The sequence below is a fragment of the Streptomyces sp. NPDC002446 genome, assembly GCF_053595675.1.
Genome location: NZ_JBSFYC010000020.1, coordinates 55437 through 61273 on the forward strand (window position 1 = coordinate 55437; position 5837 = coordinate 61273).

Sequence of the window (5837 nt, forward strand, 5' to 3'; positions counted from 1 at the left end):
CTTCTGCCCGTTTCTCAGTCGGTGGTGACCGTGGCGAGGAGGTATCCGTAGGCCTTGGGGACCCGCACGCCGTCCACCATCCGCTCGAACTCCTCGGGGCCGGTCATGGGAATGACGTCGTCCTTGCGCGCCAGCAGATCGGCGGCGATGCTCTCCCGCACCGGCTGGGGGGCCAGGGTGTTGGACGTGATGTCGGTGAACTCGCGGACGACGAGTCCCGCCTGCTCGATGACGGCGCGGTAGTCGCCCATCTCCGGGCTGGTGATGATGTCCTGGAAGGTCAGCTCCGTGTCGGGCTGGCTGAACATGTCGGCGAGGACGAGGGTCGCGCCCGGGCGCAGCACGCGCTTGATCTCGCGCAGGACCTTCTCCTTGTCCGGCATGTGGATCAGCGACTCGAAGGCCCAGGCGCCGTCGAACGACGCGTCGGGGAAGGGGAGTTCGGCCGCGTCGGCGTGCTGGAAGCTCACCCGTTCGGCCAGCCCGAGATCGCGCGAGCGCTCATTGGCGCGGCCGACCTGGTACGAGCTGATGGAGACGCCCACGACCTCGACGTCGGCCGACCGGGCGAGCCGGAAGGCCGGCTCGCCGACGCCGCAGCCCACGTCCAGGATGCGCTGGCCCGGCCGCGGCGCGAGCCGTGCGATGAGCTGGTCGGTGAGCTGGTCGGTGGCCTTCTCGATGGGGGCCTGGTCGGAGTCGTCGTGCCAGTAGCCGACGTGGAGGTTGTCGCCCCAGATCTCCCTGAACACCTCGGTGAAGTTGTCGTAGAAGTCGACGACCTTGTCCTCGACCTTGTCCTCGTTGGCCTGTGCTCCGGAAGTCATGCGGTCGGTCCCTTCGTTGAGTGGTCGCGGTGGTGGACACCGGCTGATGGGTTGTCAGGAGGCCCAGGCCTCGGGTGCCGGGCCGCCCCGGCCGACCGGCGGGAAGATGCGGTCGAGTTCGGCGAGTTCGTCGTCGCCGAGGGTGAGGCGGGTGGCGCGCAGCGCCGAGTCGAGATGTCCGACGGTGCGCGGCCCGATGACGGCGCCGGTGATGCCGGGCCGGGACAGCACCCAGGACAGGCCGACCTCCGCGGGGTGGTGGCCGATGCGGCGGCAGAACGCCTCGTACTCCTCGATGGCGGGGCGCAGCGAGGGCAGCAGCACCTGGGCCCGCCCCTGGGCGGACTTGACGGCGCTGCCGGCGCGCAGCTTGTCCAGTACGCCGCTGAGGAGGCCGCCGTGCAGCGGTGACCAGGCGAGGGTCGCCAGGCCGTGGTGGCGTGCGGCCGGCAGGACCTCCAGTTCGGCGTGGCGGACCGCCAGGTTGTACAGGCACTGCTCGGAGGCGAGGCCGAGCGAGTTGCGGCGGTGGGCGCTCGCCTGGGCCTCGGCGATGTGCCAGCCGGCGAAGTTGGAGGAGCCGACGTAGCAGACCTTGCCGCTCGCCACCAGGCGGTCCATGGCCTGCCACACCTCGTCCCATGGCGCGGCGCGGTCGATGTGGTGCATCTGGTAGAGGTCGATGCACTCGACGCCCAGGCGGCGCAGGGACTGTTCGCAGGCGGCGATGATGTGGCGGGCGGACAGGCCGCCGTCGTTGACCCGTTCGCTCATCTCCCCGCCGACCTTGGTCGCGAGGACGACCCGGTCCCTGCGGCCGCCTCCCTGGGAGAGCCAGCGCCCGACCAGTTCCTCGGTGTGTCCCTTGTGCACCCGCCATCCGTAGATGTCGGCGGTGTCCACGCAGTTGATGCCGCGGTCGAGGGCCTCGTCCATCAAGCGCAGGGCGTCGTCGTCCGCGACGCGGCCGCTGAAGTTGACGGTGCCGAGCCACAGCCGGCTCACCCGGGTGGCGAGGCGTCCGAGGCGGACGTACGGGTCCGGGGCTTCGCGGTCGGTCACGGCTTGCCGGTCCGGTCGGCCTGGACGGTCGCGCTGAGCCGGATCTGGTCCGAGGAGGAACCGATGAGGACGCGGCGCTCGCCGCCGGCGAGCTTCCAGGCGCCGGCCGATGTGTCCCAGTACTGGAGGGCTCGTTCGGCGACGTGGATGCGTACGCGGCGGGACTCTCCGGGCTTCAGCTCCACCTTCTGGTAGCCGGCCAGGGCCTTCTGCGCCTGGTCGACCTTGAGCTTCGGGCTGGGGCCGAGGTAGGCCTGGACGACGTCGCTGCCCGGCCGGTTGCCGGTGTTGCGCACGGTCACGTCGACGTCGAAGCCGTCCGCCGTGCGCTTGACGGCCTGGTCCTCGTACGCGAAGGACGTGTAGGAGAGGCCGAAGCCGAACGGGAAGAGCGGCTTGACCTTCTCGCGGTCGTACCACCGGTATCCGGTGTGGATGCCTTCGGACTGCCGCACGACGCCGTCGACGCCGGGGTAGCGCTCGGGTTTGCCGGCGACCGGGGTGGCCTGCTCGGAGGCGGGGAAGGTCTGGGTGAGCCGGCCGCCCGGTTCGGCGTCGCCGAACAGCAGGTCGGCGGTCGCCTCCGCCCCGGCCTGGCCGGGGTACCACATGTCGAGGACCGCCCGGGTCTTGTCGAGCCAGGGCATGGTGACGGACGACCCGGTGTTCAGGACGACGACCGTGCGGGGGTTGGCGGCCGTGACGGCCTTGATCAGCTCGTCCTGGCGGCCGGGCAGGGACAGGGAGGTCCGGTCGCTGCCCTCGGCGCCGTCGTCGTAGGCGAAGACCACCGCGGTCGAGGCCTTGCGCGCGGTGGCGACGGCCTTGTCGATCGCTTCCTGGGCCTTGGCCGGGGTCACCCAGCGCAGGTCGAGGGTCATCGGCTGGTCGACGACCGCTCCGCCGCTGATCTTGACGGTGTGCGTGCCGGCGGTCAGCTTCAGCGGGACGCTGGTGAGCTTGCCGAAGACCTCGCCGATGCTGATGGGTTCGCCGCCGTCGATCTGGATGGCGCCGTTGCCGCCGGTGACGCGGGCCGCGATGCGGTAGAGGCCGGCCTTGTCCACCGTCAGCTTGCCGTCATAGATGACGCCGCTCTTGCCGGGCTGCAGGACGGTGCCGGCGGTGAAGGCCGGCTTCAGGGCGGAGGCCGGGATCGGCTCGCCTGCGAGGTCCTCGCCCTCGGCGTAGGAGACGTGTGCGCCGTCGCCGAGCTTCTTGGTGAGGGCGTCCAGCGGGGCGGTGGCCGCGTCGGGGATGACGTAGGAGCTGCCGAGGCCCGTCGCCTTGGGGGTCTTGGCCGTCGGGCCGATCACCGCGAGGTTGTCCGTGGCGGCCGCGTCGAGCGGCAGCATCCGGTCCTGGTTGCGCAGCAGCACCGCACCGGACTCGGCCACCTTCTTGGCCACCTTCGTGCCGCCCGCGACATCGCGTTCGGGCCGCGGCGGCTTGTTCTTGTCCAGGAGGCCGAAGCGCTCCATCTGTCCGACGATCCGGCTCACCGCCCGGTCGAGGACGGCCTTGGGGACGGTGCCGTCCGTGACGGCCTTCTTGAGGGTGTCGCCGAAGTACTTGCCGCCGGGTACCTCGCCGCCGGGCGGGATGGCGACGGTCGTGTCGATGCCCAGTTCCTGGTCGAGGCCCTTGGTGATGGCGTCCGTGCTGTGCGTGGCCAGCCAGTCGGAGGTGACCCAGCCCTGGAACTTCAGCTGCTCCCTGAGGATGCCGTTCAGCAGCGTCCCGTTGCCGCAGGCCGCTTCGCCGTTGACCTTGGGGTAGGCGCACATCACCGAGGCGGCGCCGGCCTTGACGGCGGCGTCGAAGCCGGGGAGCTCGATCTCCTGGAGGGTGCGCTCGTCCACCTTGACGTCGACACCCATGCGGTTGTTCTCCTGGGTGTTGGCGGCGTAGTGCTTGACCGTCGCCATCAGGCCCTGGCTCTGGATGCCCTTGATCTCGGCGGCCGCCGTGCGCCCGGTCAGGAGCGGGTCCTCGCTGAACGTCTCGAAGTTCCGCCCGCCCTGCGGCACCCGGATGTTGTTCACCATCGGGGCGAAGAGCACGTCCTGGCCGAACGCGCGGCCCTCGCGGCCCAGCACCTGGCCGTACTTCGTGGCGAGTGAGTCGTCGAAGGAGGCGGCGAGGCTGACGGGAGCGGGCATCGCTATCGCCGGCCGGTGGATCGTCACGCCCGCGGGTCCGTCGGTGGCGCGCAGCTTCGGAATGCCGAGGCGGGGTACGCCCGGCAGGTAGACCTTGGCCGTCGCGTCCTTCGTGTCGTAGTCCCAGTGGACGAACGAGAGCTTTTCGTCCAGCGTCATCTGCGCGACAAGACGGTCGGCGCTTTCCGTACGACTGGGAGATGCGGGGGCCACGTCCAGGTTAAGGAGCGCAAGAACCGTCAGACATACGGAGGGCACCCATATTCGTCGTTTCATTTTCCTCTTCCCGGCGTGTGGTGTCTCCGTAGCCAAGAATTCCGGCGCAAAGACGCCATGAATACGTCCGTGCTTTCCGAAGCGGCGCGGGCTCTATATCCGCGGCGACCCTAACAAGATCGTCAGACCTCTCACAAGCCTGTTCGACCCCAACTCGACCTCGGCACTAGGGATTTACAAGGATGCTTTGACCGTCGGCCGGTACGCGTTATCCCCGAAGTTTCTCTCAGCCTTTTCGACGGCGCGCCGCGGTCATCTTCTCCAGCACAGCGACGACTTCCGTCGGCGTCGGCTCGGAGAGGATCTCGTCCCTTATTCTCGCCGCGCCCTCGCGGAGCGATGGGTCCTGAAGGACGCGCAGAACGCTTTCCCGGAACCGACTGGCCGTCAGTTTCCCGGCCGGCAGGGACACGGCCATGCCGACCTCCTCCGACAGGCGGGCCCGCTCGTCCGTGTCCCATCCGTGGGGCAGCAGGACCTGCGGCACGCCGTGGATCGCCGCGGTGTGCCAGGTGCCCGGCCCGCCGTGGTGGGCGATCGCGTCACAGGTGGGCAGCAGGGCGTGCATCGGGACGAAGTCGACCGTGCGGACGTTGTCGGGGACGTGCGAGACCGATTCCAGCTGATGGGCGTCGAGCGTGGCGATGAACTCGGCGTCGATGTCGGCGACGGCTTCCAGGATCTCCTCGGTGGTGATGACCTCCACCCCGCTGTCACGTCCCGAGACGCCCAGCGTGAGGCACACCCGGGGCTTGGCGGGCGGCTCGTGCAGCCATTCCGGCACGACGGAGGGGCCGTTGTAGTCGACGTAGCGCATCCCCACGGTCGGCAGGCCCAGGTCGAGGCGCATGCCGGCCGGTACGGGGTCGATGGTCCACTGGCCGACGGCCATCTCCTCGTCGAAGCCGGGCTCCGGCGCCACCCCGTGCCGGCTCAGGGTCCATTCGATCCACTCCGCGAAGGGGTCCTCCCGGTGCTCCGGCTCCTGCCGGTCACGCAGGTCCAGGAAGGCGCGGCGGGACTTGGTGGTGATGTCCGGGCCCCACAGCAGCCGGGCGTGGGCCGCTCCGGTCACCTTGGCCGCGATCGGGGCGGCGAAGGTCAGCGGTTCCCAGATCAGCAGGTCCGGCTGCCATGAGCGGCAGAAGTCGACCATCCCGTCGATCAGCGAGTCGGGGGTCATCAGCGCGAAGAGGTTGGGCGTGAGGGCGGTCTGCATGCCCAGGAGGTGATCCCAGGTCGCGGTCTGCAGAGCGGCGTCGGTGAAGTCCAGTGACCGCACGTACTTGATCATGTCTTCGCCGACCGCGCTCATGTGCCCGACGAGGTCGACGTCCTCGCCCACGGGCACCGCCGTCAGACCGGCGGCGGTGGTGATCTCGGTCAGCCCCGGCGACCCGACGACCCGGACCTCGTGCCCCGCCGCGCGACAGGCCCAGGCGAGCGGGACGAGCGGGTAGAAGTGGGTCTTGCTCGTCATGGAGGAGAAGACGATACGCATCGGCAGTCC

4 protein-coding genes are annotated in these 5837 nt (G+C 69.8%); all 4 read right to left on the reverse strand.

Annotated elements, in window-relative coordinates; all coding sequences use genetic code 11:
• Positions 1–14: 14 nt before the first annotated feature.
• Positions 15–827: a class I SAM-dependent methyltransferase gene (locus tag ACWD6P_RS14330; protein ID WP_451444380.1), complete on the reverse strand. Its 813-nt coding sequence runs from the start codon at positions 825–827 to the stop codon at positions 15–17.
• A gap of 54 nt (positions 828–881) precedes the next feature.
• On the reverse strand, positions 882–1889 hold the full coding sequence (locus ACWD6P_RS14335; protein ID WP_451444381.1) for an aldo/keto reductase: 1008 nt from the start codon (positions 1887–1889) through the stop codon (positions 882–884).
• On the reverse strand, positions 1886–4210 hold the full coding sequence (locus ACWD6P_RS14340; RefSeq protein ID WP_451444382.1) for a glycoside hydrolase family 3 C-terminal domain-containing protein: 2325 nt from the start codon (positions 4208–4210) through the stop codon (positions 1886–1888). Before ACWD6P_RS14340 ends, ACWD6P_RS14335 begins: the two co-directional genes overlap by 4 nt.
• Positions 4211–4553: 343 nt before the next feature.
• Positions 4554–5828 (reverse strand): activator-dependent family glycosyltransferase, encoded by a 1275-nt coding sequence (locus tag ACWD6P_RS14345; protein WP_451444383.1) that lies wholly within the window; start codon positions 5826–5828, stop codon positions 4554–4556.
• Positions 5829–5837 lie beyond the last annotated feature (9 nt).